General features: G+C 70.3%; 21 protein-coding genes. 11 read left to right on the top strand and 10 right to left on the bottom strand.

Going from position 1 to position 24433, the window contains the following annotated elements; all coding sequences use genetic code 11:
• Positions 1–199 precede the first annotated feature (199 nt).
• The 3 genes from MQN93_RS13365 (at position 200) to MQN93_RS13355 (ending at position 3139) form a co-directional block, all read left to right on the top strand.
• On the top strand, positions 200–862 hold the full coding sequence (locus MQN93_RS13365) for a GntR family transcriptional regulator (RefSeq protein WP_242709654.1): 663 nt from the start codon (positions 200–202) through the stop codon (positions 860–862).
• Positions 859–2172, top strand: coding sequence for an MFS transporter (locus MQN93_RS13360; protein ID WP_016437124.1), 1314 nt, complete (start codon positions 859–861; stop codon positions 2170–2172). The genes MQN93_RS13365 and MQN93_RS13360 overlap by 4 nt, the downstream gene beginning before the upstream one ends.
• Positions 2173–2341: 169 nt before the next feature.
• Positions 2342–3139: a hypothetical protein gene (locus tag MQN93_RS13355; protein WP_242709653.1), complete on the top strand. Its 798-nt coding sequence runs from the start codon at positions 2342–2344 to the stop codon at positions 3137–3139.
• A gap of 16 nt (positions 3140–3155) precedes the next feature.
• Here the strand turns inward: MQN93_RS13355 and MQN93_RS13350 are convergent, their stop codons facing one another.
• Entirely contained in the window at positions 3156–3980 is an 825-nt protein-coding gene (locus MQN93_RS13350) for a maleylpyruvate isomerase family mycothiol-dependent enzyme (protein WP_242709652.1), read from the bottom strand.
• A 218-nt stretch (positions 3981–4198) separates the two neighbouring features.
• Between MQN93_RS13350 and MQN93_RS13345 the strand changes: the two genes are divergently transcribed.
• On the top strand, positions 4199–4999 hold the full coding sequence (locus MQN93_RS13345) for a carbon-nitrogen family hydrolase (protein WP_242709651.1): 801 nt from the start codon (positions 4199–4201) through the stop codon (positions 4997–4999).
• 31 nt (positions 5000–5030) lie between these two features.
• Here the strand turns inward: MQN93_RS13345 and MQN93_RS13340 are convergent, their stop codons facing one another.
• The gene (locus MQN93_RS13340; protein WP_016437128.1) at positions 5031–5525 is read right to left on the bottom strand and encodes an LURP-one-related/scramblase family protein; all 495 of its coding nucleotides are present in this window, start codon (positions 5523–5525) and stop codon (positions 5031–5033) included.
• On the bottom strand, positions 5522–6544 hold the full coding sequence (locus MQN93_RS13335; RefSeq protein ID WP_242709650.1) for a GlxA family transcriptional regulator: 1023 nt from the start codon (positions 6542–6544) through the stop codon (positions 5522–5524). The genes MQN93_RS13340 and MQN93_RS13335 overlap by 4 nt, the downstream gene beginning before the upstream one ends.
• A gap of 53 nt (positions 6545–6597) precedes the next feature.
• Between MQN93_RS13335 and MQN93_RS13330 the strand changes: the two genes are divergently transcribed.
• From MQN93_RS13330 to MQN93_RS13320, 3 genes are all read left to right on the top strand, one after another.
• Positions 6598–6990: a cupin domain-containing protein gene (locus tag MQN93_RS13330; protein WP_037783371.1), complete on the top strand. Its 393-nt coding sequence runs from the start codon at positions 6598–6600 to the stop codon at positions 6988–6990.
• 145 nt (positions 6991–7135) lie between these two features.
• Positions 7136–7996 carry a calcium-binding protein gene (locus tag MQN93_RS13325; protein WP_016437131.1) on the top strand — a complete coding sequence of 287 codons (861 nt, stop codon included), beginning with the start codon at positions 7136–7138 and terminating at the stop codon, positions 7994–7996.
• A 110-nt stretch (positions 7997–8106) separates the two neighbouring features.
• Entirely contained in the window at positions 8107–9933 is a 1827-nt protein-coding gene (locus MQN93_RS13320; protein WP_242709649.1) for a thioredoxin-like domain-containing protein, read from the top strand.
• On the opposite strand, the gene MQN93_RS13315 is transcribed toward MQN93_RS13320, so the two are convergent.
• From MQN93_RS13315 to MQN93_RS13305, 3 genes are all read right to left on the bottom strand, one after another.
• On the bottom strand, positions 9921–10172 hold the full coding sequence (locus MQN93_RS13315; RefSeq protein ID WP_016437133.1) for a DUF6458 family protein: 252 nt from the start codon (positions 10170–10172) through the stop codon (positions 9921–9923). The genes MQN93_RS13320 and MQN93_RS13315 overlap by 13 nt on opposite strands.
• Positions 10173–10277: 105 nt before the next feature.
• Positions 10278–11618 (bottom strand): M18 family aminopeptidase, encoded by a 1341-nt coding sequence (locus MQN93_RS13310; RefSeq protein ID WP_242709648.1) that lies wholly within the window; start codon positions 11616–11618, stop codon positions 10278–10280.
• A gap of 131 nt (positions 11619–11749) precedes the next feature.
• Complete coding sequence (locus MQN93_RS13305) at positions 11750–13576, bottom strand: acyl-CoA dehydrogenase (protein ID WP_242709647.1); 1827 nt, start codon at positions 13574–13576, stop codon at positions 11750–11752.
• A 149-nt stretch (positions 13577–13725) separates the two neighbouring features.
• On the opposite strand from MQN93_RS13305, the gene MQN93_RS13300 reads away from it, so the two are divergent.
• The 3 genes from MQN93_RS13300 to MQN93_RS13290 all read left to right on the top strand — a co-directional run bounded on the left by MQN93_RS13300 (position 13726) and on the right by MQN93_RS13290 (position 16464).
• Positions 13726–14193 carry an SseB family protein gene (locus MQN93_RS13300; protein WP_016437136.1) on the top strand — a complete coding sequence of 156 codons (468 nt, stop codon included), beginning with the start codon at positions 13726–13728 and terminating at the stop codon, positions 14191–14193.
• Between the two features lie 108 nt (positions 14194–14301).
• Positions 14302–15273, top strand: coding sequence for a pirin family protein (locus tag MQN93_RS13295; protein ID WP_242709646.1), 972 nt, complete (start codon positions 14302–14304; stop codon positions 15271–15273).
• 108 nt (positions 15274–15381) lie between these two features.
• Positions 15382–16464: an AI-2E family transporter gene (locus tag MQN93_RS13290; protein WP_242709645.1), complete on the top strand. Its 1083-nt coding sequence runs from the start codon at positions 15382–15384 to the stop codon at positions 16462–16464.
• Here the strand turns inward: MQN93_RS13290 and MQN93_RS13285 are convergent.
• Positions 16410–18584, bottom strand: coding sequence for an ATP-binding SpoIIE family protein phosphatase (locus MQN93_RS13285; RefSeq protein ID WP_242709644.1), 2175 nt, complete (start codon positions 18582–18584; stop codon positions 16410–16412). The two genes, MQN93_RS13290 and MQN93_RS13285, sit on opposite strands and share 55 nt — an antisense overlap.
• A gap of 177 nt (positions 18585–18761) precedes the next feature.
• On the opposite strand from MQN93_RS13285, the gene aspS reads away from it, so the two are divergent.
• Complete coding sequence (gene aspS / locus MQN93_RS13280) at positions 18762–20525, top strand: aspartate--tRNA ligase (RefSeq protein WP_242709643.1); 1764 nt, start codon at positions 18762–18764, stop codon at positions 20523–20525.
• 66 nt (positions 20526–20591) lie between these two features.
• Here aspS and MQN93_RS13275 read toward each other — a convergent pair whose 3' ends face one another.
• The 3 genes from MQN93_RS13275 to MQN93_RS13265 all read right to left on the bottom strand — a co-directional run bounded on the left by MQN93_RS13275 (position 20592) and on the right by MQN93_RS13265 (position 24422).
• Positions 20592–21068, bottom strand: a complete 477-nt coding sequence (locus MQN93_RS13275; RefSeq protein WP_016437141.1) for a hypothetical protein — start codon at positions 21066–21068, stop codon at positions 20592–20594.
• Positions 21069–21129: 61 nt separating this feature from the next.
• Positions 21130–22845 carry a methionine--tRNA ligase gene (gene metG / locus MQN93_RS13270; protein ID WP_016437142.1) on the bottom strand — a complete coding sequence of 572 codons (1716 nt, stop codon included), beginning with the start codon at positions 22843–22845 and terminating at the stop codon, positions 21130–21132.
• A gap of 179 nt (positions 22846–23024) precedes the next feature.
• Positions 23025–24422 carry a VWA domain-containing protein gene (locus MQN93_RS13265; RefSeq protein ID WP_242709642.1) on the bottom strand — a complete coding sequence of 466 codons (1398 nt, stop codon included), beginning with the start codon at positions 24420–24422 and terminating at the stop codon, positions 23025–23027.
• Between the last annotated feature and the right edge of the window lie 11 nt (positions 24423–24433).

Genomic DNA, 24433 nt, shown 5'->3' with positions numbered 1-24433 from the left:
ATATGTGCGGCCGAGTTGGAGGGGAGAGGAAGGAGGGCCGCGGGTGTGTGACACGTAAGTAGCACAGAAGGTTGTGCCGCCGCTGGGACATGTCCCTCCTGGTGGTGAACCGGCTGGACGACATCCGGATCCCGTGCGGCTCCCGTCCGGATGATGGACGTGATCCCTGATGCGTACGTGTTGTATCTATGCTGTCCCCATGACCAGTCCGGGGACCCTGACCAGCAAGCAACCACCAGCCGCCGACCGGGTCTACACCCACGTCAAGCAGGGAGTCCTCGAGCGCCGCTACGAGGGCGGGACCCTGCTGACCGAGGGCGAGCTCGCCGAGGCCGTGGGGGTCTCCCGCACCCCGGTGCGCGAGGCGCTGCTGCGCCTGGAGGTGGAAGGGCTGATCAAGCTCTACCCGAAGAAGGGAGCCCTGGTCCTGCCCGTGTCCGCGCAGGAGATCGCGGACGTGGTGGAGACCCGGCTGCTGGTCGAGGAGCACGCGGCGCGCAAGGCCGTGCCCGCACCCGCGGGGCTCGTGGAGCGGCTGGAGGCGCTGCTGACGAAGCAGCGCGAGCAGGTCGCCGCGGGTGACCTCGCCGCGGCCGCCGTGACCGACCGCTGCTTCCACGCCGAGATCGTCCGCAGCGGCGGCAACGAGATCCTCTCCCGGCTCTACGACCAGCTGCGCGACCGTCAGCTGCGGATGGGCGTCGCCGTGCTGCACTCCCACCCCGACCGGGTCGCCAAGACCCTCGCCGAGCACGCGGAGCTCCTCGACGCGCTGCGCTCCGGGGACATGGAGGCGGCGGTCGACGTCGTCCACCGGCACGTGAGCTGGTTCTCGCACCTGGCCCGGGGTGAGGTCCGATGAGCTCCCCCTCCTCGTCGTCCTCGCTCACCCTTCCGGGTGATCCGCCGGGCGGCCGGCGCGCGATCGCCGTGTGGAGCATCGGCGTCTCCGTCTACTTCGTCGCCGTCATCTTCCGTACGTCCCTCGGGGTCGCGGGCCTCGACGCCGCCGACCGCTTCCATGTGAACGCCTCGGCGCTGTCGACCTTCTCGATCCTGCAGCTGCTGGTCTACGCCGGCATGCAGATACCCGTCGGCCTGCTGGTGGACCGGCTCGGCACCAAGAAGGTGCTGACCATCGGGGTGGTGCTGTTCACGGCGGGCCAGCTGGGCTTCGCCTTCTCCCCCTCCTACGGCATGGCCCTCGCCTCGCGCGCCCTGCTCGGCTGCGGTGACGCACTGACCTTCATCAGCGTGCTGCGGCTCGGCACCCGCTGGTTCCCGGCCCGGCGCGGGCCGATGGTCGCGCAGCTCGCGGGCCTCGTCGGCATGGCGGGCAACCTCGTCTCCACGCTCGTCCTGTCCCGGCTGCTGCACGGCGTCGGGTGGACCGCGGCCTTCGCGGGCAGCGCGCTGGCCGGAGTCGTCGTCCTCGTCCTGCTGCTGCTCTTCCTCAAGGACCACCCCGAGGGACACGAGCCGGAACCCCTCGCGCACCAGGGCGCCGCCTACGTGCGCCGGCAGATAGCGGCCTCCTGGCGCGAGCCCGGGACCCGGCTCGGGCTGTGGGTGCACTTCACGACCCAGTTCCCGGCGATGGTGTTCCTGCTGCTGTGGGGCATGCCGTTCCTGGTCCAGGCCCAGGGCCTGTCCCGGGCCACGGCCGGCGAACTGCTGACCCTGGTCGTCCTGTCGAACATGGTCGTGGGCCTGGTCTACGGCCAGGTCGTCGCCCGGCATCACGCGGCGCGGCTGCCGCTGGCGCTCGGCACCGTGGCCGCGACGGCGACGGTGTGGGCGGCGACGATCGCCTACCCGGCCGACACGGCACCGATGTGGCTGCTGATCGTGCTGTGCACGGTGCTCGGCGCCTGCGGTCCGGCGTCGATGATCGGCTTCGACTTCGCCCGCCCGGCCAACCCGGCGGAGCGGCAGGGGACGGCCTCCGGCATCACCAACATGGGCGGCTTCGTCGCCTCGATGACCACCCTGTTCGCGATCGGCGTGCTGCTCGACGCCACCGGCGACAACTACACGATCGCCTTCTCCGCGGTCTTCGTGCTCCAGGCGCTCGGCCTCAGCCAGATCCTGCGGCTGCGCCGACGGGTCGCCCGGCGCGAGCGTGAGCGCCTGGTGGCGAGCCGGGTGAAGACGGTGCACGTGCCGGTGTGAGACGAGAGGTTCACCCCATCCGGCGTTCACATCCGAGGTGTTGCTCAGGATGTTGCTCTGTCATGGGCGTGTGACAGCGTTGTCGTGATGCGGGGACGGGCGTGACCCGAGGGGCCGGCGGGGCCTCATAGTCGGTGACCGCAGTGCTCGTCTCCGAAAGGAACCCGTCATGAACCGCCACGTCCGCAAGGCCACCCTCGTCACCGCCGCGATCACGGCCGGCCTGCTGATGACGGCTTGTCAGAACGGCTCCTCGAACAGCTCCTCGCACGGCAGCTCGTCGAGCGACGGCTCCAAGGGCGCCGGCAGCTCCCGGCACGAGTCGGCGTCCAAGACCTCCGGGACGTCCGGGAACACCGGCTCGAAGGGCACGTCCGCGCAGAACGCGTCCAGCACCAGGAAGGGCGTCGACGGCACCTTCACCGGCGGCACCGTCAGCTACCTCGCCCCCGGCAAGTACGTCGTCCACACCTCCCGGACGGGCGACCAGGCCTTCTTCGTCGCCGACGACACCGAGGTCTACGGCGCCGGAAAGGTGTGCGGCAGCCCGCGCTCCGAGGCCCGCCCGCGCTGCACCCTCGACCAGCTGGAGACGGCCCTGAAGAAGGCCGCCGTCACCGCCGACGTGACCCTGAAGGACGGCGTCGCCACCGTCGTACGCGAGCGCCACGACGTGGACGGCGGCACCGGTTCCGGCACCCAGGGCGTGAACGGCACCTGGCTCGGCAACGTCAGCTACCTCGCCCCGGGCAAGTACACCGTCTCCGACATGAAGGGTGTCGAGCAGGCGTTCTACGTCTCCGACGACACCGCCGTCCGCGGCGCCGGCACCATCTGTGGCAGCCCGATGTCCGAGTCGATGTACACCTGCACGCTCGACCAGCTGGAGGCCGCCGCCAAGAAGGGCGTCTCCGCCAAGGTCGTGATCGCCGACGGTGTCGCCACGTCGGTCACGGAGGACCGCTGAACCCGTCGGCGCGTTGTCACTGCGTCAGCGTGAAGTTGCGCAGGATCGCCGCCGTCAGCTCCGGGTCCCCCTCCGTCTTCAGCCGGTCCACCACGGCCTCCGGCGCGACCCGGCCGCAGGCCAGGCGCACGAAGGTCTCCCAGTCGAGGGTGAGCGTGGCGGCCGGGCCGAGGGCGGGGGCGGTCTCCAGGGTGCCGCGGCCCTGGATGTCGACGCGGATGGTGCGCAGGAACTCGATCGGACCGTGCACGTCGAAGACGATCGCCGAACTGCGCGGCGCCGCCGCGACATCGGCGATGACCTGCGGCAGCATGCCCAGGAGCACATCGCGGGCGACCTGCGCACCGGGGGAGTCGAGGTTGCCGGGGCGCCCGAGGGCGGCGCGCAGGTCCTGTTCGTGCACCCAGACGTTGAACGCGTGGGTGCGCATGGCCTCTTCGAGCGTGATCTCCGCACCGAGCGGGCCGCGCACCTTGGTGCCCGGATCGCGCGTCTCGTTCCGTTGCTGGCGGTTGCGGCGGATGATCACGTACTCCAGCTCGGAGGTCATCTCCGGCGCCGTGTGGTGGCGGCGGACGTCGACCTGCATCTCCATGTAGCGCTGGTGGTCGTTGGTGACGTGGAACAGGTCGCGCGGCAGCGTGTGGATGGGGCGGGGGTCACCCAGCATCTCGCAGTCGAGGCCGATGACATGGGAGACCACGTCACGGACCGACCAGCCCGGGCACGGCGTCCGCCGGTTCCACTCTCCCTCCGCAAGCGGCCCCACCAGTTCGGATATCGACTCGATGGAGTGGGTCCAGGCGTCGGCGTAGGGCTGGAGGGTGGGATGCAGACTCACGGAACGGGACCCCTCGGCGGTCGGTACACGGGCGGTTGGCGGCAGCGTTGCCAGCGGGAGGTGGCTGCACTCGGCGACGTCTTGGGACTGTGCCGGTTCTCGACTGCGCTCGAACCGGACGGACCCCCAAGCTACGCTGCTGTGAGGCACCCCGGCAGTGCTTTCGTGTGACGATCGTAGGCCCGTGTGGACGGCTCGAATGCCAGGACGGTGGTAGTGTGCGCGCCTCTCTGCTCCAGATCGACGTGAACGAGGGCGAATCGGTCGAATCGCGCCGACACCGGGTGACGTCGCTGGTACGGGATCAGGCCGGGGCCGATCTGGTCGTCCTGCCGGAGTTGTGGACCACGGGCGCCTTCGCCTACCAGTCCTTCGCCGACGAGGCGGAACCGCTCGAAGGACCGACCCACGACACCATGGCCAAGGCGGCGAGCGACGCGGGCGTATGGCTGCACGCCGGCTCCATCCCCGAGCGCGGCACCGACGGCTCCCTCTACAACACCTCCCTCCTCTTCTCCCCCTCCGGCGACCTGACCGCCGCCTACCGCAAGATCCACCGCTTCGGCTTCGACAAGGGCGAAGCCGTGCTGATGGGCGCAGGACAGGACCTGGTGACGGTCCGTCTGCCCGAGACCACCCTCGGCCTCGCGACCTGCTACGACCTCCGCTTCCCCGAACTCTTCCGCGGCCTCGTCGACTCCGGCGCCGAGACCCTGCTCGTCCCGGCGGGCTGGCCGGAGCGCCGCCGGTCGCACTGGACGCTGCTGGCCCAGGCGCGGGCGGTCGAGAACCAGGCGTTCGTGCTCGCCTGTGGAACGGCCGGGACACATGCGGGGGTTCCGCAGGCCGGTCACTCGATCGTGGTGGATCCCTGGGGCGAGGTGCTCGCACAGGCGGGCGCCGGCGAGGAGGTCCTCACGGTGGAGTTCGACCCCGCGAAGGCCGCCACGACCCGCGAGCAGTTCCCGGCCCTCAAGGACCGCGTGCTGGGCCTGGACCCACCGCGCCGCCCTGAGTAGGCCCAGCAGAAGTCCCGGCCGGGCCCGGCGCTCAGTCCTCCTCGCGCTCCTTCTCCGCGAGATGGATCACGCACACCGCCACCGCGATCAGCAGCGCCGGATCGGCGTCGTCGCGCACCACGTCCACGCCGTACGTCTCCCGGACGTGCAGCCAGCGCCGCGAGACCACCGCCAGCAGCTCACCGTCGTACTCGACGGCGAACTCCCGGTCGAGGATCTTGCCGCTGACGTCCAGTTCGGTGCCGTCGACGAGCGTGACCCGGTAGTGGTTGCGCAGCAGGGACAGCCGCTTGCGCCTGATGGTGGCCAGGGCCTCGCCCTCGCGTTCGATCACCATCGTGTCGCGCAGGGCGAACATCTTCTGGTGGATGTCGATCAGGACGCGCCCTTGGGTGTCCTTGATCTCGAAGGTGTCCCGGATGCGCATGGCCTTGCCGTCGACGAGGAACACCTTGTTGCCGTGCTCGTCCTCGATCCAGTAGTCGTCACCGAAGCCGAGGAGGCGGTCGCGTACGAGGAATCTCATACCCTCACCGCTTCCCCGGCGGCCGGCCCGAAACGCCGCCGGTAGGCCGACGGGCTGAGTCCGGTCTCGCGCCGCACGCGCGCGCGGAGGTTCGCCGCGCTCCCCAGGCCGCTGCGCGCCGCCACCACGTCCAGCCGCTCCTCACCGCGCTCGATCAGCCGGCAGGCGAGCGCGACCCGCTCCCCCGTCAGCCACGCCAGCGGAGTCGTGCCCAGCTCGGCCCGGAAGCGCCGGTGCAGGGTGGCCGGGGAGACGGCCGCGCGGGCCGCCATATCCGCCACCGTCAGCGGCTCGCCGAGGCGCTCCTGCGCCCACGCCAGCAGGGGAGCGAGCGACTCCTCGGGCACACTCGGCACCGGCCGCTCCACGAACTGCCGCTGCCCGCCGTCACGGTGGGCAGCGAACACCAGACGCCGGGACACCGCGTTGGCGATCTCCGCGCCGTGGTCCTTGCGTACGACATGCAGCCCAAGGTCGAGCGCGGCCGCGCTGCCCGCCGCGGTCAGGATGCGGCCCTCGTCGACGAAGAGCACGTCGGGCTCCAGGAGGACCTTCGGATGCAGCTCACGGAAGGCGTCGGCCCACATCCAGTGGGTGGTGGCCCGGCGCCCGTCGAGCAGCCCGGCCTCGGCGAGCGCGAAGCTCCCGGTGCACAGGCTCATCACGCGCGCCCCACGCGCGTACGCGCGCCGGACGGCCTCCAGGACGGCCTCGACGCGCGGGACGACGTTGTCGGGCCGGCCGGGCACGACGACGGTGTCCGCGCCGTCCACGGCGTCGAGACCCGCCACCCCGGTCAGCGTGAAGAAGCCGTGGTTCATCCGCACCTCGGGCGCGGGCGCGCACAGCGTCACCTCGTACAGCGGTGCGGGCAGCCCGAGTTCGGGCCGCGGCAGCCCGAACAGCTCGGTCGCGACACCGACCTCGAAGGGGTTGGTGCCCTCGTCGACGATCACGGCGACCCGGTGCGGCGGACGCGTCCGCGTCCGCGAGCGGCCTTGCGAGGATCCTTGCGGCATATGCGATTTCTAGCACTCGCGCGCGTGCCGGGCCACCGCCGACGATGGATCGCATGACCAACGAACCCGTCTCCCTGGACCAGGCCCTCGCCTCCTTCACCGAGCAGTGGAGCCCCCGCATCGTCACCTCCGTCAACGACTACGACGTCCGCATCGCCAAGGTCGAGGGCGAGCACCTCTGGCACGTCCACGACCACACCGACGAGTTCTTCCTGGTCCTGGACGGAGAACTGCACATCTCCCTGCGCGAGCCGGCCGGCGAGCGCACGGTCGTCCTCGAGCGCGGCTCCGTCTTCACCGTCCCGCGCGGCACCGAACACAAGCCGTACGCGCGCGTGCCCACCGCGATCCTCATGCTGGAACCGTCCGGCACCTCCACCGTCGGCGACCGCCACGACGAGATCCCCGCCCACGTCGACGCCACCACCGGACACGCCCTCGGCTGACCGGGCCGCGGAATCCTCCGGGACTCCAGGTGTCCCGGAGTTGAACTTCCCGTGCGCATGCGGGAGTTGGCCAACCAAACGGGCGCAGGCCGTGTCGGACGTTACGCAAGCCGCACAGTGCTCACGTTCCACACGGAGGTCTTCCATGCGCTCTCGTCCCGCCCGCCACCGGCTGATCGGCGCCGTCCCGGCGGTGACGCTGGCCCTCGGCGCGGCCCTCGCCGTACCGCTCACGACGGCCGGCAGCGCCGCCGCCGCGACGACGCCCGCCACCGCCTCGGTCAACGAGTACGACTGGCAGCTCACCTACCGGGCCGCCCCCGGCCAGGCCAACACGGCCATGGTCACGGCGTCGTACACCGCGGACCGCACCGGCTTCACCTACGTGATCGACGACGTCGTCCCGATCGACGCGGGCCACGGCTGCACCTACCTCGACACCTCGGACAGGACCAAGGTCTCCTGCACGGTCGCCGACGTGGAGAGCCAGGACCCCTACCCCGCCCTGGTCATGGACCTCGGCGACGGCGACGACAAGGCGGCGTACAACAACGCCACCGGCCAGGTCTACTCCTACGCCGAGATCTCGCTGGGTGCCGGCGACGACCACGCGATCGACACCGGCCGCCTTGACGGCGCCTACGTCTCGGGCGACGCGGGCGACGACACGATCACCGTCGGCGCCGACGGCTTCGCCTGGGGCGGCGACGACAACGACACGATCTTCGCGAACGGCGGCGACAACATCGTCAAGGGTGGCGCCGGCGACGACGAACTGCACGGCGGCGACGGCGCCCAGGACCTGTCGGGCGACGACGGCAACGACACGCTCTACGGCGGCACCGGCGACGACTCGCTCTACGGCGGCAAGGGCAACGATGTCATCTACGGCAACAGCGGAAACGACACCCTGTACGGCAACAGCGGCAACGACACCCTTTACGGCGGCCCCGGCACCGACACCCTCTCGGGCGGCCCCGGCACCAATGTGATCCACCAGGACTGAGGACACCGAAACACCCGACCACCGACCACCGACCACCGGCCCCGGAGACGACAACCGGCCCGCAGACGGCCCCCGGGCCGGTTGTCGGTGCCGAGTGGCACCCTTGCACCATGACCGACCCCACCCCCCGCCGCGTCCGAGTCCGCGCCCCCGAGCTGGTCGGCAAGGGCGGCTGGCTGAACACGGGAGACAAGCAGTACACGCTCGCCGACCTGCGCGGACGCGTTGTTCTGCTCGATTTTTGGACGTTTTGCTGCATTAACTGCCTGCATGTCCTCGACGAGCTCCGTGAGCTGGAGGAGAAGCATGCGGACACCGTCGTGGTGATCGGTGTGCACTCGCCGAAGTTCGTGCACGAGGCGGAGCATGCGGCGGTGGTGGATGCCGTGGAGCGGTACGGGGTGGCGCATCCGGTGCTGGACGACCCCGAGCTCGCGACGTGGAAGCAGTACGCGGTGCGCGCGTGGCCGACGCTCGTGGTGATCGACCCGGAGGGGTACGTCGTCGCGCAGCACGCCGGTGAGGGCCATGTGCACGCCATCGAGCGGCTGGTGACGGAGCTGGAGGCCGAGCACGAAGCGAAGGGGACGCTGCGGCGCGGGGACGGGCCCTATGTGGCGCCGGAGCCGCAGCCGACGGCGCTGCGCTTCCCCGGCAAGGCGCTGGTGCTGCCGTCGGGGAACTTTTTGGTGAGCGACACGACCCGGCATCAGCTGGTGGAGCTGGAGCCGGACGGGGAGAGCGTCGTACGGCGCATCGGGTCCGGGGCGCGCGGGTTCAGGGACGGCCCGGCGGAGACGGCCGCCTTCAGCGAGCCGCAGGGGCTCGCGCTGCTCGACGAGGGCGCGGTGGTGGTCGCCGACACGGTGAACCACGCCCTGCGCCGCTTCGACCTCGCGACCGGCGAGGTCACCACCCTCGCGGGCACGGGCCGCCAGTGGTGGCAGGGCTCGCCCACCTCGGGTCCGGCCCGTGAGATCGACCTGTCCTCACCGTGGGACGTGGCGCTCTTCAGCGGCAGGGTCTGGATCGCCATGGCGGGCGTGCACCAGTTGTGGGCGTACGACCCGGTGCAGCGGACGGTCGCCGTCACGGCGGGCACGACCAACGAGGGCCTGGTGGACGGGCCCGGACCCGAGGCCTGGTTCGCGCAGCCCTCCGGGCTCGCCGCCACCGCCGACCGCCTGTGGGTCGCCGACTCCGAGACGTCCGCCCTGCGCTGGGTGGAGGCCGACGGCAGCGTGCACACGGCGGTGGGCACCGGCCTGTTCGACTTCGGGCACCGTGACGGCGCCGCCGAACAGGCCCTGTTCCAGCACCCGTTGGGCGTCACCGCGCTGCCCGACGGCTCGGTCGCCATCAGCGACACGTACAACCACGCCCTGCGCCGGTTCGACCCGGCGACCGGCGAAGTGACCACCCTCGCCACGGACTTGCGGGAGCCGAGCGACGCGGTGCTCGTCGGCGACGACATCGTGGTGGTCGAGTCGGCCGGGCACCGGCTGACCAGGCTGCGGCTGCCGGAGGAGGCCGTCAAGGTCGCGTCGGTGGCGCACCGCACGCAGCGCGCCGCGACCGAAGTCGCCCCCGGCAGGCTGGAGTTGGACGTCATCTTCCAGGCTCCGGCGGGCCAGAAGCTCGACGAGAGGTACGGCCCCTCGACCCGGCTGCTGGTGTCGGCCACGCCGCCGGAGCTGCTGCTGTCGGGAGAGGGCGCGGACACGGATCTGACGCGCCTCCTGGAGCTGAATCCCGGGATCGCGGAGGGGGTGCTGCATGTCTCCGCGATGGCCGCGTCGTGCGACGACGACGGGGAGAACGAGTTCCCGGCCTGCCATGTCCACCAGCAGGACTGGGGTGTGCCGGTCCGCCTCGCCGAGGGCGGTGCGGACCGGCTGCCGCTGGTGCTCGCCGGTCTGGACGCTCAGACGCCGTAGCCGTCGCTGTAGCCGTCGCGGTGGTGGTGGTGCCGTTCCTCTTCGACGACCGGCGTCGTGGGCGGTACGACCACACGCCGCCGGCGCGCGATGCCGCTGAAGGTGCTGACGCCGATCAGTCCGACGATCATGAGGATGATGCCGACCAGATCGAGGTTGACCCCCTCCATGTGCCAGTCGGTCGCGAAGGTGAGAATTGCTCCCGCGGCGATGAGGATGATGCATCCGCCGAGGCCCATGAGTGTCGCCTCCCTCTCCGGTCCGGTGGCTTCCGGACTCCCGGTCAACTCCGGGTACCCGCAGGCGTGCTGCTCATGCGGAGGCGACCACTCAGGTCGGCGGTGTCAGCCCTGGAGGAACGCCACCAGCGCGTTCGCCAGCAGATGCGGGTCGTCGGCGCCGCACAGTTCGCGGGCGCTGTGCATGGAGAGGATCGCCACTCCGATGTCGACGGTCTTGATGCCGTGCCGGGCGGCGGTGATCGGGCCGATCGTGGTGCCGCAGGGCATGGAGTTGTTGGAGACGAAGGACTGGAAGGGGACGTTCGCCTTCTCGCAGGCGGCGGCGAAGACCGCGCGGCCCGAACCGTCGGTGGCGTAGCGGTTGTTGACGTTGACCTTGAGGATGGGGCCGCCGTTGACCCGCGGCAGGTGCGTCGGGTCGTGCCGCTCCGCGTAGTTGGGGTGGACGGCGTGGCCGGTGTCGGACGACAGGCAGACCGTGCCCGCGAAGGCCCTGGCGCGGTCCTCGAAGGACCCGCCGCGCGCGAACACCGAACGCTCCAGCACGCTTCCGAGCAGCGGTCCGTCCGCGCCGGTGTCCGACTGCGAGCCGTTCTCCTCGTGGTCGAAGGCGGCGAGGACGGGGATGCAGTCCAGGTCGCTGCCGGCCACGGCCGTCAGCGCGGCCACACCGGCGTGCACCGACAGCAGGTTGTCCATGCGCGGCCCGGCGACGAGCTCCTTGTCCCGGCCCAGGTGGGCGGGCGCCTCCACGGAGTGCGTCATGAGGTCCCAGCCGGTGACCTGGCCCGCGCCGAGCCCCGCCTCCTCCTCCAGGAAGGCGATCAGGTCGCCCTCGCGTACGTCGTTGCCCAGTCCCCAGATCGGCAGGATGTGGCGCTGCTTGTCGAGCTTGAGGCCTTCCGCCGACACGGAGCGGTCGAGGTGGATGGCGAGCTGGGGGACCCGCATCAGCGGCCGGTCGACGTTGACGAGCCGGGTGGAGCCGTCGCGCAGGGTGAGGCGGCCGGACAGGCCCAGGTCGCGGTCGAGCCAGGAGTTGAGCAGCGGTCCGCCGTAGATCTCCACGGCGACCTGGCGCCAGCCGTGCGCCCCGGTGTCGGGCTGCGGCTTGACCCGCAGGTTCGGGGAGTCGGTGTGGGCGCCGACGATTCTGAACGGCGTGTGGGGCGCCGCTCCCTCGGGGACATACCAGGCCACGATCGCGCCGCCGCGCAGCACATATCTGCCGCCGCTGCCCGCGGCCGAGACCGTGACGCCTGCGTCGGCGGCGTCCGCTGCCGGCTCCATGTCCCAGGCGTCCGTCTCCGAGACCTGCCGGAACCCGGCCTTCTCCAGCCGCTCGGCGGCACTGGCCACCGCGTGGTACGGCGACGGGCTCGCCGCGAGGAAGGACATCAGGTCGTCGGTGTGGCCGCGGTCGAAGCGGTGGGGTTCGCTCATGGGGTTCACCTTAACGACGTACGAGGGCCCACTCCTCGTACCGGGAGCGGGCCCTCGTGAGGGCGATGTGGAATTTTGGCTACCCAGAACCGGGGCGCCGGAACCCGTGACGGAGAACGCGACGGGGAACGCTAGAAGGCGTCCTCGTCCAGCTCCATCAGGTCCAGCTCGACGCCCTCGGCGAGCTTGCGCGCGCCGGTGACGCCCGGCAGGACGTTGGCCGCGAAGAACTTCGCCGCCGCGATCTTGCCCTGGTAGAACGCCTTGTCCTTGCTGGAGGCGGTCTCCAGCTTGTCGGCGGCGACCGCGGCACCCTTGAGCAGCAGGTAGCCGACGACGACGTCACCGGAGGCCATGAGCAGGCGGGTGGTGTTCAGGCCCACCTTGTAGATGTTCTTGACGTCCTGCTCGGTGGCGGCGAGGTCGGTGAGCATCAGGCCGACGATGGCCTCCAGCTCGACGGCGGCCTTCGCCAGGTGCTCGCGGGCGCCGGCCAGCTCCTCGCCGCCGGTGCCGAGCGCGAGGAACTTCTTGATGTCCTCGGCCAGCGAGTTCAGCGCGGCGCCCTGGTTGCGGACGATCTTCCGGAAGAAGAAGTCCTGGCCCTGGATCGCGGTGGTGCCCTCGTACAGGGTGTCGATCTTGGCGTCGCGGATGTACTGCTCGATCGGGTACTCCTGGAGGAACCCGGAGCCGCCGAAGGTCTGCAGGGACTGGGCGAGCTGCTCGTAGCCCTTCTCGGAGCCGTAACCCTTGACGATCGGCAGGAGCAGGTCGTTGAGCGCGTGCTCGGCCTTGGCGTCCTCGCCGGCCGCCTCCTTGACCTGGATCTCGTCCTGGATGGAGGCGGTGTACATCACCAGGGCGCGCATGCCCTCGGCGTACGCCTTCTGCGTCATCAGCGAGCGGCGTACGTCGGGGTGGTGGGTGATGGTGACCTTGGGCGCGGTCTTGTCCATGAAGTTCGCGAGGTCCGGGCCCTGGACGCGCTCCTTGGCGTACTCCAGAGCGTTCAGGTAGCCCGTCGACAGCGTGGAGATCGCCTTCGTGCCGACCATCATGCGGGCGAACTCGATGATGCGGAACATCTGGCGGATGCCGTCGTGCTTGTCGCCGATCAGCCAGCCCTTGGCGGGGTGCCGGTCGCCGAAGGTCATCTCGCAGGTGTTGGAGGCCTTCAGGCCCATCTTGTGCTCGACGTTGGTGGCGTAGACGCCGTTGCGCTCGCCCAGCTCGCCGGTCTCGAAGTCGAACTCGTACTTCGGGACGAGGAAGAGGGACAGGCCCTTGGTGCCGGGGCCGGCGCCCTCGGGACGCGCGAGCACGTAGTGGAGGATGTTCTCCGACATGTCGTGCTCACCGGAGGTGATGAAGCGCTTCACGCCCTCGATGTGCCAGGAGCCGTCCTCCTGCTGGACCGCCTTGGTGCGGCCGGCGCCGACGTCGGAGCCCGCGTCGGGCTCGGTCAGCACCATCGTGGAGCCCCACTGCTTGTCCACGGCGATCTTGGCGATGTGCTTCTGGACCTCGTTGCCCTCTTCGAAGAGGATGCCGGCGAACGCGGGGCCGGAGGAGTACATCCACACGGCCGGGTTGGAGCCGAGCACCAGCTCCGCGTAGGCCCAGATCAGGGAGCGGGGGGCGGTGGTGCCGCCGATCTCCTCGGGCAGGCCCAGGCGCCAGTACTCCGAGCCCATGAAGGCCTGGTAGCTCTTCTTGAAGGACGCCGGGACCGGCGCGGTGTGGGTCTCCGGGTCGTAGACCGGGGGGTTGCGGTCGGCGTCGGCGAAGGAGTCCGCCAGCTCGTTCTCCGCGAGCCGGGTCAGCTCCTCGAGGATGCTCTTCGCGGTCTCGGTGTCCATCTCCTCGAACGGGCCGGTGCCGTACAGCTTGTCCCGCCCGAGGACTTCGAAGAGGTTGAACTCGATGTCGCGCAGATTCGACTTGTAGTGCCCCATGGCGACGGCTCCGTTAGAGAGATCGGCGAGGCACCGGGTGTAGCTCCTCGCGCTAGTTCACGTACCAACAAGTAGCTACGATGATGCTACCCGCCGGTAATAAGAAGCAACCCCGAATGGGTCATCTGTGACTCAGTACTCTTGCGCTCATGTACGGCTACGACCAGAACGTGGGTGCGGGTGCGCAGCAGCAGTACGCCCAGCCGCCGCCGGGCCCGGGCGGTTACGGGCAGCAGCCACCGCTGTACCCCGAGCCGTCCCCGCCGTCGCTCGCGGACGCGGTGCGGGCCTTCACCACCGGCCAGCTCTCCGCGGAGGACTTCCAGCAGGTCTTCGCCACGTCGAAGGTCTACTGCCCGCGCGGCGACAACCCCGGTTTCCTCGCCCTGCACAACACCCAGCAGCCGGTGATCCCGATGTTCACCTCGCTCAAGGAGCTGCGTCGGTACGCGGGCAAGGAGTCCAAGTACTTCGTGATCACCGGCGCCGAGGTGATCGACCTGCTGCCCACCGGCTACGGCTTCGTCCTGGACATGGAGGGCGAGCACCGCATGGTCTTCGACGCGAAGGCCGTGGAGCAGATGGTCGAGTTCGCGATGCGCAGGATGTACGGCTGACGACGGCCACCGGCGGCCCGGAGGGAATGCCCTCCGGGCTTTCTCTGTTTTGGGTGGCAGAAAGTTCAATGCTCAACTAAACTGGTGGCACACCAAGGAGGTACCGACATGCCTGCAGTGACTGTCGAGAACCCGCTGACGCTGCCGCGCGTGACCGCGCCGGCCGACGCAGTGGCACGCCCCGTGCTCGCCGTCACGACCGCGCCGAGCGGCTTCGAGGGCGAGGGCTTCCCGGTGCGCCGCGCGTTCGCCGGGATCAACTACAAGTACCTCGACCCGTTCATCATGATGGATCAGATGGGCGAGGTGGAGTACGCGCCGGGTGAGCCGAAGGGGACACCCTGGCATCCGCACCGCGGCTTCGAGACCGTCACCTACATCATCGACGGGATCTTCGACCACCAGGACTCCAACGGCGGTGGCGGCACCATCACCAACGGCGACACCCAGTGGATGACGGCGGGCTCGGGCCTGCTGCACATCGAGGCCCCGCCGGAGTCCCTCGTCATGTCCGGCGGGCTCTTCCACGGGCTGCAGCTGTGGGTGAACCTCCCGGCCAAGGACAAGATGATGCCCCCGCGCTACCAGGACATCCGCGGTGGCAGCGTGCAGCTGCTGTCGACCCCGGACGGCGGCGCGCTGCTCCGGGTGATCGCCGGCGAGCTGGACGGCCACCAGGGCCCCGGCATCACGCACACGCCGATCACGATGATCCACGCGACGGTGGCGCCGGGCGCGGAGGTCACCCTGCCCTGGCGCGAGGACTTCAACGGCCTCGCCTACGTCCTCGCCGGCCGGGGCACCGTCGGTGCCGAGCGGCGCCCGGTCGCCACGGGACAGACGGCGGTCTTCGGCAGCGGCGGCTCGCTGACCGTGCGCGCCGACGAGAAGCAGGACTCCAACACCCCGGACCTGGAGGTCGTCCTCCTGGGCGGGCAGCCGATCCGTGAGCCGATGGCCCACTACGGCCCGTTCGTGATGAACACCCGCGAGGAGCTGCAGCAGGCCTTCGAGGACTTCCAGAAGGGCCGCCTCGGGACGATCCCCGCGGTGCACGGAATGTCGGAGGGCGGCCTGTAAGGCCGTCGCGCCGGGCCCCTTCGCGCAGGCCTGCTCACCGGGACCGCCGGACCTCCCGTTCGGCGGTCCCAGCGCGACACGGCACCCCGCCCATGGCCAGATGGGAGGGTGCCGGCCCAGCAACCGCTGCTTCCCGAGCCCGTACGGCGGCTCGCGGCGTGGTGTGCCGTCGTCCTGCTGGTGGCCGGGGTCGGCTGGGTCGGGATCCGGCTGTGCGAGGAGCTGCGGACCGCCGTCACACCGGTGCTGCTCGCGCTGCTGGGCACGGCGCTCCTGCGGCCGCTGCACCGGCGTCTGGTGAACGCGAAGGCCAACCGGTCGGTCGCCGCCGCCCTGACCTGTGTGGCCGTCCTGGCCGTGGTCGGCGGGGCCGTGTACATCGTCGTCGCCGCGCTCATCGACACCGGCGACCAGATCGTCGCCTCGCTCAAGGACGCGGCGCAGGGGATCTCCGACCGTTTCGGCGCGGCCGGGACCTCGCTGGACGACCTGGCCACCAACGCCAAGGATCTGCTGGGCAGATTCGGCGGGACGGCCGCGTCCAACGTCATCAGCGGGGTCAGCGTCGTCGGCGAGAGCATCGCCATGGCCGTGCTCGCCCTGTTCCTCGTCTTCTTCTTCCTGCGGGACGGGCCCAGGGCCGTCGGCCTGATCCGGGGCCTCGCCCCGGGCGGTAACGGCGACATGCTGGAAGCCATGGCCCGGCGCGCCTTCGAGGCCGTCGAGGGCTTCATGCGGGGCACCACCCTCATCGCGCTCATCGACGCCGTCTGCATCACCGTGGGCCTGCTGGTCCTGGACGTGCCCGGCGCCGTCGGACTCGGCGCGCTCGTCTTCGTCGGCGCCTACGTCCCCTACCTGGGCGCCTTCATCTCCGGTGCCGTGGCCGTGCTGGTCGCGCTCGCCGACCGGGGCTTCGTGATCGCGCTGTGGGCCCTCGGCGTCGTCCTCGCCGTGCAGGTCCTGGAGGGGCATGTGCTCCAGCCGGTGATCCAGAGCCGGACCGTGCAGATGCACCCGGCGGTGGTGCTGCTCGCGATCACGGCCGGGGCGTCCGTGGCCGGCATTCTCGGCATGCTGCTCGCCGTGCCCCTCACGGCGGCGGCCTTCGCGATCGTGCACGAACTGCGCGAGCGCTACGTCGGCAGCGGGCCGTCCGGGTCCTCCGCGGCCGGGCCGGTGGATTCGTAGATCTCGAACCAGATGCTCTTGCCCTCGCCCTGGGGGTCCACGCCCCAGGCGTCGGCGAGGAGTTCGATGAGGACCAGGCCGCGTCCGGAGGAGGCCAGCTCGCCGGGGCGGCGCTTGTGCGGGAGGGCGTCGCTGGTGTCGGTGACCTGGATGCGCATCCGGCGGTCGCCGGGCTCGCCCCGCACCTCGGCCAGCAGCAGCGCGTCGGCGTCGGTGTGCACCAGGACGTTGGTGAGCATCTCGGACACCAGCAGCACCGCCGAGTCGACCTGGTCCGGCGAGGGCCAGTCGTGCAGCAGCTCGCGCAGCTGCTGGCGGGCCGCCGCCACCCGCTCCGGTTCCGCCTGGGCGATGGACAGCATGGTGCGGCGCACCGGCGGCGGCACGAACAGGCTCTCGCCGAGGCCCTCCCCCGGCCGGGACAGCAGCAGCACCGCTATGTCGTCCTCGCGCCGGTCGGCGAGCGGGCCGGTGGTGTGGTGCGAGGAGGGCCCGTGCACGCCCTGCACCAGGGCGTCCGCCAGCTCCTCCAGATCGTCGCCCTTGTGCTCCTCCAGGATCGTGCGGATCCGCTGCCAGCCGCTCTCCAGGTCGTGCCCACCGGTCTCGATCAGACCGTCGGTGCAGATCAGCATGGTCTCGCCGGGTTCGAGGGTGATCCGTGTGGTCGGGTAGTCGGCGTCCGGGTCGATGCCCAGTGGCAGGCCGCCCGCCGTCGGACGGGTCAGCACCGTGCCGTCCGCCATGCGGATCGCCGGGTCGGGATGCCCGGCGCGCGCGATCTGCAAAAGGCCCGTCGCCGGGTCGGCCTCCACGTACAGGCAGGTCGCGAAGCGCAGATCCGCGCCCTCGTCGTCCTCGAAGGCTCCGGCCGTCATCCCGTGCAGGAAGCGGGAGGCGCGGGAGAGCACCGCGTCGGGGCGATGGCCCTCGGAGGCGTAGGCGCGCAGGGCGATCCGCAGCTGGCCCATCAGACCGGCCGCGCGGACGTCATGGCCTTGGACGTCACCGATGACCAGGGCGATCCGGCCGCCGCCGGAGGGCGGGCCCCCGGGCAGCGGGATCATGTCGTACCAGTCGCCGCCGACCTGGAGCCCGCCGCCGGTGGGCACATAGCGGGCGGCGACGTTCATCCCCGGTATCTGCGGGCCGAGCGTCGGCAGCATCGAGCGCTGCAGGCCGTCGGTCAGCGCGCGCTCGGTCTCGGCGGCACCGGCGCGCGACAGGGCCTGGGCGAGCATGCGGGCCACCGTCGTCAGTACCGATCGCTCGTCGGGGTTGAAGGTGACGGGGTAGGCGAAGGCCGCCATCCAGGCGCCCATCGTGCGGCCGGCCACGGTCAGCGGCAGGAAGGCCCAGGAGTGCCGGCCGAAGGGCGCGGCGAGCGGCCAGGTGGCCGGATAGCGGGCCTTGTACTGCGCGGGCGTCGAGATGTACACGGCGCGGCCGGTGCGGACCACCTCGGCGGCCGGGTAGTTCGTGTCCAGGGCCATGTTGGAGAAGGGGCTGTCGTCACCGGCCGTGTGCCCGTGGTGGCCGATGATCGTCAGCCGGTCGCCCTCGACGCCGAAGACGGCGAGCCCGTCCGGGCTGAACCCCGGCATCGACAGACCGGCCGCGACCCGCAGCACCTCCTCCGTGGACCGCGCCTCCGCCAGCGCGCGGCCCGCGTCCAGCAGGAACGCCTCCCGGGAGCGCCGCCAGTCACCGGTGACGGCGCTGCGTCCGGCCGGGGTGCCCGGGGCGGGTTCGGTGACCTCCTGGAGAGTGCCGATCAGCCGGAAGGACCGCTTCTCGCGGTCGTACGACGGCTTGGAGCGGGAGCGGACGACACGGATCACCCGGCCCTGCTCGTCCATGATCCGGATGCGGACCTCGGCCAGGGTGCGCTCGGCGACGGCGAGACCGACCACGGCGGTGATCTCGTTCCAGTCGACCGGATGCAGACGGGCCCGTGTCTGCGCCTCGCTGAGCGTGGTCTGTACGGCCGGCAGCCCGAGCAGCCGGGCTGCCTCGGCGTCGACCGTGACCTTCTCGGTGGCGGTGTCCCAGTGCCACAGGCCGGTCGCGAGGGCGGCGAGAACCTCCCCCACGGCGGGCAGAGGCTCACCAGTGCGCATTGCCCCACTTTATGAAGAGGTGATCCGGGAGTGCCACCGATTGCCTCCCCGTAATGGTGGGGAGGCGATCTTGGGGTGCCCGGTACCCTGGGGTTGTTTCACGTGAAACGCGAAGCACAGACCCGGAACACAGACCCGGCTCACAGACCCCGATCCGCGAAGACTGGATGAACGACGATGCATCGGTACAGGTCCCACACCTGCGGCCAGCTCCGCTCCTCTGACGTCGGCACCGACGTCCGGCTGAGTGGCTGGCTGCACAATCGGCGCGACCTGGGCGGCATCCTCTTCATCGATCTGCGCGATCACTACGGCATCACGCAGCTCGTCGCCCGCCCCGGCACCGCTGCCTACGAGGCCCTCGACAAGGTCACCAAGGAGTCGACGGTCCGCGTCGACGGCACGGTGGTCTCCCGCGGCGCCGAGAACATCAACCCCGAGCTGCCGACCGGTGAGATCGAGGTCGAGGTGAGCGAGGTCGAGCTGCTCGGCGCCGCCGCCCCGCTCCCCTTCACGATCAACACCGAGGACGGGGTCAACGAGGAACGGCGCCTGGAGTACCGCTTCCTGGACCTGCGCCGCGAGCGCATGCACAGGAACATCCTGCTGCGTACGTCGGTGATCTCGGCGATCCGCCACAAGATGACGGCGCTGGGCTTCAACGAGATGGCGACGCCGATCCTGTCCGCCACCTCCCCCGAGGGCGCCCGCGACTTCGTCGTGCCCTCGCGGCTGAACCCCGGCAAGTTCTACGCGCTGCCGCAGGCCCCGCAGCAGTTCAAGCAGCTGCTGATGATCTCCGGCTTCGACCGCTACTTCCAGATCGCGCCCTGCTTCCGTGACGAGGACGCGCGCGCGGACCGCTCGCCGGGCGAGTTCTACCAGCTCGACATCGAGATGAGCTTCGTCGAGCAGGAGGACGTCTTCCAGCCCGTCGAGAAGCTGATGACCGAGCTGTTCGAGGAGTTCGGCGGCGGCCGCCATGTGACCTCGCCGTTCCCGCGGATCCCGTTCCGCGAGGCGATGCTCAAGTACGGCTCCGACAAGCCGGACCTGCGCGCCCAGCTGGAGCTCGTCGACATCACCGACGTCTTCGAGGGCTCGGAGTTCAAGGCGTTCGCCGGCAAGCACGTCCGGGCGCTGCCCGTCCCGGCGGTCCAGGACCAGCCGCGCAAGTTCTTCGACCAGCTGGGTGACTACGCCGTCTCGCTGGGCGCCAAGGGCCTGGCCTGGGTGCGGGTCGCCGAGGACGGTTCGCTGACCGGCCCGATCGCCAAGTTCCTCACCGAGGAGAACGTCGCCGAGCTGACCAAGCGTCTGTCGCTGGCCGCCGGTCACGCCGTCTTCTTCGGCGCGGGCGAGTTCGACGAGGTCTCGAAGATCATGGGCGCGGTGCGGGTCGAGGCCGCCAAGCGCGCCGGGCACTTCGAGGAGAACGTCTTCCGCTTCTGCTGGATCGTCGACTTCCCGATGTACGAGAAGGACGAGGAGACCGGCGCGATCGACTTCTCGCACAACCCCTTCTCGATGCCGCAGGGCGGACTTGAGGCCCTGCAGACCCAGGACCCGCTGGACATCCTCGGCTGGCAGTACGACATCGTCTGCAACGGCGTGGAGCTGTCCTCCGGCGCGATCCGGAACCACGAGCCGGACATCATGCTCAAGGCCTTCGAGATCGCGGGCTACGACCGCGAGACGGTCGAGGAGAAGTTCGCCGGCATGCTGCGCGCCTTCCGCTTCGGCGCCCCGCCGCACGGCGGCATCGCACCGGGCGTCGACCGCATCGTCATGCTGCTGGCCGACGAGCCGAACATCCGCGAGACCATCGCCTTCCCGCTCAACGGCAACGCCCAGGACCTGATGATGGGCGCGCCGACGGAGCTGGAGGAGGCGCGGCTGAGGGAGCTGCACCTGTCGGTGCGCAAGCCGCAGCCGAAGTAAGAAGCAACGAGCGGTCGGCGAAGGGCCCGGACGGCGGTGACGCCGGCCCGGGCCCTTCGCCGTGCCTCAGGTGTCGTACGTGCCGTCCCACGGCTCGCCGAAGCCGAGGTGGTCCGGGTACAGCTCGGCCCAGGCCTCGCCCTCGTCCTCGCCCGTCACCAGGCCGAACAGCACGCCGTCCACGGTGACGCGGAAGGGCCGGACAGCGATGTCGGTGTACGAGCGGCGGGGAAGGCTGCGCAGGAGCTTGGCCAGATGGACCCGCGCGCGGGCCAGCACCGACTCGTCGCCGTCGGGGTTGCGCTGCTGCTCGGCCCAGGTGCCGGCACACCAGATCTCCGAGTCGCGGTAGTGGCCCTCGGCGTCGAAGAGATGGAGGACGGTGTAGAGCCGCTTGTGCTCTTCCCAGCCGTCGTCGGGCTGGAACCCCTCGGGGAACGCATAGGTGACCGACGCCAGGAACTGGCCGTCCGCGTACCGTCCGATGGACTCGGTACGGTGCCTCGGCATGTAGGCGATCGGGATGACTTCGGGTACTGCCATGGCGGAACAATACGGGGCCCGGGAAGCGCATCCGCCTCCCGAGCCCCGTTTTCCACTGTTCCTACGCGGGCTCGCCCCCGAAGCGCTCCTTGTACTCCTCCAGGTCGTCGTCCGTGAGCTTGGCGAAGAGGACCGGGGGGACCGTGAAGGGGGTGCCCGCGGGGAGGGTGGTCAGGGACTTCGCCTCGGCCGGGGAGACCCAGGTCGCGGTGTCGTCGGGCAGGGAGAAGGCCTGGCGCATGGCGGTCGAGGTGGTCGGGATGAAGGGCTCGGAGATCACCGCGTAGAGGTGGATCAGGTTCATCGCCGTGCGCAGGGTGAGGGCCGCGCCGTCCTTGTCCGTCTTGATCTCCAGCCAGGGGGCCTTCTCCTCCAGGTAGGAGTTGCCGGCCGACCACAGGGCGCGCAGGGCCGAGGCCGCCTTGCGGAACTGGAGGGACTCCATCTGGGTCTCGTACTCGGCGAGCAGCTCGGCGATCTGCTCGCCCAGCTTGCGCTCCGCCTCGCCGGGCTCGCCGCCCGCGGGGACCTCCTCGCCGAAGCGCTTCTTCGAGAAGGACAGGACGCGGTTGACGAAATTGCCGAGGGTGTCGGCCAGGTCCTTGTTCACCGTGGCCGTGAAGTGCTCCCAGGTGAACGACGCGTCGTCCGACTCGGGGGCGTTGGCGATCAGGAAGTACCGCCAGTAGTCGGCGGGCAGGATCTCCAGGGCCTGGTCGGTGAAGACGCCCCGCTTCTGGGAGGTGGAGAACTTTCCGCCGTAGTACGTCAGCCAGTTGAAGGCCTTGACGTAGTCGACCTTCTTCCACGGCTCGCGCACACCGAGCTCGGTGGCCGGGAACATGACCGTGTGGAAGGGGACGTTGTCCTTCGCCATGAACTCGGTGTAGCGGACGTCCGAGTCGACGTCGTACCACCACGACTTCCAGTCGCGGGTCTCCGGCTCCTGGTCCGACCACTCCTTCGTCGCGCCGATGTACTCGATCGGGGCGTCGAACCAGACGTAGAAGACCTTGCCCTCGGCGGCCAGCTCCGGCCAGGTGTCGGCCGGGACCGGGACGCCCCAGTCCAGGTCACGGGTGATCGCGCGGTCGTGCAGGCCCTCGTTCAGCCACTTGCGGGCGATCGAGGAGGCCAGCTGCGGCCAGTCGTCCTCGTGCCGGGAGACCCACTCCTCGACCTCGTGCTGCAGCTTCGACTGCAGGAGGAAGAGGTGCTTGGTCTCGCGGACCTCCAGGTCCGTGGAGCCGGAGATCGCCGAGCGGGGGTTGATCAGGTCGGTGGGGTCCAGGACGCGGGTGCAGTTCTCGCACTGGTCGCCGCGGGCGCGGTCGTAGCCGCAGTGGGGGCAGGTGCCCTCGACATAGCGGTCCGGGAGGAAGCGGCCGTCGGTGGGGCTGTACACCTGGCGGATCGCCCGCTCCTCGATGAAGCCGTTCTCGTTCAGGCGGCGGGCGAAGTGCTGGGTGATCTCGACGTTCTGCGCGCTGGAGCTGCGGCCGAAGTAGTCGAAGGCCAGCGCGAAGCCGTCGTAGACCGCCTTCTGGGCGTCGTGGGCCTGGGCGCAGAACTCGTCGACCGGGAGGCCCTGCTCCTTCGCGGCCAGTTCGGCGGGGGTGCCGTGCTCGTCCGTCGCGCAGATGTACAGGACGTCGTGGCCGCGCTGGCGCAGATAGCGGGAGTACACGTCGGCCGGGAGCATGGACCCCACCATGTTGCCCAGGTGCTTGATTCCGTTGATGTACGGAAGGGCGCTGGTGATGAGGTGTCGAGCCATCTCGGGCTGCTCCCAGGTCGGTGTGCGGGGTGGTGTTCGGTGTGGTGCTCGGGTCGTGTTCGCGGGGGTTGTCGTTTTTCTTGCGAACCTTGAAATCGTAGCCGACATGGGTGGGCCGCCCGCTTCCCGTTTTGCTGGGTGGGAAGGGGCGGCCGGTTGTCCGTGTGCGGCTGTGTCGGTTACGGGCGCCAGTCGATCAGTACGCCGTCGTAGAGCTCGGCGTCCGTGAGCTCCAGGGGGGTGGGGCCCGCGTGGAAGAAGGCCGTGTTGTCGGTCTTCAGTTTGCGGAGGTAGTCGAAGGCCTTGTTGTCGTGGTCGCCGAACGCGACGAAGGAGAAGAAGACGTTCGGGTGGGTCTTGGCGGCGTTGGTGAGGGCCTGGGTTGCGGGGGTTTTCGCGTCCGGGGCGCCGTCCGTCTGGAAGACCACGAGGGCGGGGGTGCCGGGGGTGACGTGCTTGTCGTAGTGGGCGAGGACTGCCTCTACGGCTGCGTGGTAGCTGGTGCGGCCCATGCGGCCGAGGGATGCGTGTGCCGCGTCTACCGCGTTTTCGGGGGAGGTGGGGGTGAGGTCTGTGGTGCCGTCGACTTCTGTGGAGAAGAAGACGACGTGGACCTTGGTGTCGGTGGGGGCGTCGGGGTCGAGGTGTTCGGCGAGGGCGAAGGTCTGGTCGGCCAGGGCCTGGGCCGATCCGTCCTTGTAGTAGGGGCGCATGCTCGCGGAGCGGTCGAGGACGAGGTAGGTCTTTGCCTTGGTGCCGGTGAGGTTGGCTTTGGCGAGGGCGTTGGCGGCCTCGGCTTCGCCTTCGGCCGTTTTGCTCCCACCCGCACCACCCGTGCCACTTTCGTCGTCGGGTGCGGGTGGCCCCTGTGGGGTGTCCTCGCCGTCGGCGGCTGCGGGGGATGCCTGCGGCTCTTGAGCAGCGGCCTCGGCTTCGCCTTCGGCCGGTTCGCTCCCACCCGCACCACCCGTTTCGGTCTCGTTGTCGGGTGCGGGTGGCCCCTGTGGGGTGTCCTCGCCGTCGGCGGCTGCGGGAGCTTCGTCCGCTTCTTCGACAACCGGCGCCTGCGGCGCCTCTTGAACCTCGACCTCAGGGGCGGGTTCGGGCTCCGCGACCGGCTCGACCTCGACCCTCGCCTCCGGCTCTGTCTCGGCGACCGGCTCGGCTTCCGCGACGGGTGCAGCCTCCGGCTCGGGCTCGGCGGCCGGCTTGCTCTCGGCGACGGGCTCGGGCTCGTTCTCGGCAGCCGGCTCCGCCTCCGGCGTCTCCGTGGCCGGTTCCTGTTGTTCCGTTGGCTTCGGCTCCTCGGCTGCGGCTGCCGACGTCTCCTCAGACGGAGCCGGCGCTTCAGCCGCCCCGGCAGGGGCGTCCACCGGCTCCGACGGTCTCGGGACCGTGACGTTGTCGAAGGCGGCTGAGACCAGGTCGTGTTCGTCGGGGGTGGAGCGGGGCTCCGGGACCTGGGTGGTGGGGCGGTCCGTGGAGTGCGAAGGGGTTAGGTCCGCACCCTCTGCCTCGGCGGCACGCCCTTTGCGTGACCTGCCGAATGCGTTCCGCAGGAGAGTGAGAATGCCCATGTGCGCAACCC

This window comes from Streptomyces spinosisporus (genome assembly GCF_022698145.1).
GTDB lineage: Bacteria > Actinomycetota > Actinomycetes > Streptomycetales > Streptomycetaceae > Streptomyces > Streptomyces spinosisporus.
This window is presented reverse-complemented; position numbering and strand designations above follow the sequence as displayed.

Excerpts from the sequence above, each read along its gene's own strand:
- MQN93_RS13365 (WP_242709654.1), top strand. The coding sequence starts at position 200 with ATGACCAGTCCGGGGACCCTGACCAGCAAGCAACCACCAGCCGCCGAC.
- MQN93_RS13360 (WP_016437124.1), top strand. The coding sequence starts at position 859 with ATGAGCTCCCCCTCCTCGTCGTCCTCGCTCACCCTTCCGGGTGATCCG.
- MQN93_RS13355 (WP_242709653.1), top strand. The coding sequence starts at position 2,342 with ATGAACCGCCACGTCCGCAAGGCCACCCTCGTCACCGCCGCGATCACG.
- MQN93_RS13340 (WP_016437128.1), bottom strand. The coding sequence starts at position 5,525 with ATGAGATTCCTCGTACGCGACCGCCTCCTCGGCTTCGGTGACGACTAC.
- MQN93_RS13335 (WP_242709650.1), bottom strand. The coding sequence starts at position 6,544 with ATGCCGCAAGGATCCTCGCAAGGCCGCTCGCGGACGCGGACGCGTCCG.
- MQN93_RS13330 (WP_037783371.1), top strand. The coding sequence starts at position 6,598 with ATGACCAACGAACCCGTCTCCCTGGACCAGGCCCTCGCCTCCTTCACC.
- MQN93_RS13325 (WP_016437131.1), top strand. The coding sequence starts at position 7,136 with ATGCGCTCTCGTCCCGCCCGCCACCGGCTGATCGGCGCCGTCCCGGCG.
- MQN93_RS13320 (WP_242709649.1), top strand. The coding sequence starts at position 8,107 with ATGACCGACCCCACCCCCCGCCGCGTCCGAGTCCGCGCCCCCGAGCTG.
- MQN93_RS13315 (WP_016437133.1), bottom strand. The coding sequence starts at position 10,172 with ATGGGCCTCGGCGGATGCATCATCCTCATCGCCGCGGGAGCAATTCTC.
- MQN93_RS13310 (WP_242709648.1), bottom strand. The coding sequence starts at position 11,618 with ATGAGCGAACCCCACCGCTTCGACCGCGGCCACACCGACGACCTGATG.
- MQN93_RS13305 (WP_242709647.1), bottom strand. The coding sequence starts at position 13,576 with ATGGGGCACTACAAGTCGAATCTGCGCGACATCGAGTTCAACCTCTTC.
- MQN93_RS13300 (WP_016437136.1), top strand. The coding sequence starts at position 13,726 with ATGTACGGCTACGACCAGAACGTGGGTGCGGGTGCGCAGCAGCAGTAC.
- MQN93_RS13295 (WP_242709646.1), top strand. The coding sequence starts at position 14,302 with ATGCCTGCAGTGACTGTCGAGAACCCGCTGACGCTGCCGCGCGTGACC.
- MQN93_RS13285 (WP_242709644.1), bottom strand. The coding sequence starts at position 18,584 with ATGCGCACTGGTGAGCCTCTGCCCGCCGTGGGGGAGGTTCTCGCCGCC.
- aspS (WP_242709643.1), top strand. The coding sequence starts at position 18,762 with ATGCATCGGTACAGGTCCCACACCTGCGGCCAGCTCCGCTCCTCTGAC.
- MQN93_RS13275 (WP_016437141.1), bottom strand. The coding sequence starts at position 21,068 with ATGGCAGTACCCGAAGTCATCCCGATCGCCTACATGCCGAGGCACCGT.
- metG (WP_016437142.1), bottom strand. The coding sequence starts at position 22,845 with ATGGCTCGACACCTCATCACCAGCGCCCTTCCGTACATCAACGGAATC.
- MQN93_RS13265 (WP_242709642.1), bottom strand. The coding sequence starts at position 24,422 with ATGGGCATTCTCACTCTCCTGCGGAACGCATTCGGCAGGTCACGCAAA.